1 protein-coding gene is annotated in these 1,027 nt (G+C 60.3%); it reads right to left on the minus strand.

Annotated features, from left to right (window positions below):
* Window positions 1-175: 175 nt before the first annotated feature.
* Window positions 176-1,027, minus strand: an 852-nt coding sequence (locus tag AWB68_RS45345) for an MFS transporter (protein ID WP_125483320.1), incomplete at its 5' end; no start/stop codon positions are given.

The following is a 1,027-nucleotide window of genomic DNA, read 5'->3' on the forward strand; positions in this document are numbered from 1 at the left end:
AAATGACGTTCGCGTAAGCCCCGAAGAGGGGGCAACTTTGTCCGATTTCGCTCTCGGGCAAACCATTTGACGCGCATTGGAGAGCGAAACCGGGCCCGGCGTTGATGCCGGTCGCTGCGGCGTCAGTATCGACGGCTCAAATTCCGTCTGCCGCGCACACTCCTAGCCCCTCGCCCTACTTGACCCCAGGACTCACTGCCACCAATTGCGGCTCGAGCATGCGGTCGCCGCTTCTCGCCAGCCAGCACACCACACACGCCGCGATAATATCGAACACCGCGAGTACGACAAACAGCGGGCTATAACCGACCTGCGTGACCAGAACGCCGAACAACGCCGTGAATGCCGCAGCGCCCAGGTAACCCGCCATACCGCCCATGCCCGTGGCAGTGGCGACTTCGTTCTTGCCGAACACGTCGGACGTAATCGCATACAACGCACCCGACAAGGTTTGATGGGCGAAGCCGCCGACGCACAGCAGCGCAATAGCCGCGTAAGGGCTGGCCACCAGGCCGACACAGGCCGGCCCGACCATGCACAGTGCACCGAACACGAAGACCATCTTGCGCGACGTGAACAGCGAGACCTTCGCGTACTTATGAAACAGCGGACTGAGGTAGCCGCCGAGCACGCAACCAATGTCCGCAGCCAGAAAAGGCATCCACGCAAACAGCGCAATTTCCTTCAGGTTCATGTGCCGCTCGGTCATCATGTATAACGGAATCCACGCATTGAAAGTCTGCCAAGCCGGCTCCGACAGAATCCGTGGAATGCCGATCGCCCAGAAATTGCGGCTTCCGAGCATTTCAGTCCAGCTTTTCTTGGGCGCGCCGCCATCGCTATGCTTTGCCTCCTGCCCACTGAGGATGTAATCCCGTTCAGCGTCGCTCAGCAGCTTCTGATGACGCGGATGCTTGTACAGCAGCATCCACAGCGCGCTCCAGGCTATCCCCAGCACGCCGACGATCAGAAATGCCCATTGCCATTGCCCGTGCAGCAATGCCCAGACAACCAGCGGCGGTGCGAG

This window comes from Caballeronia choica, assembly GCF_001544535.1.
Classification (GTDB): Bacteria; Pseudomonadota; Gammaproteobacteria; order Burkholderiales; family Burkholderiaceae; genus Caballeronia; species Caballeronia choica.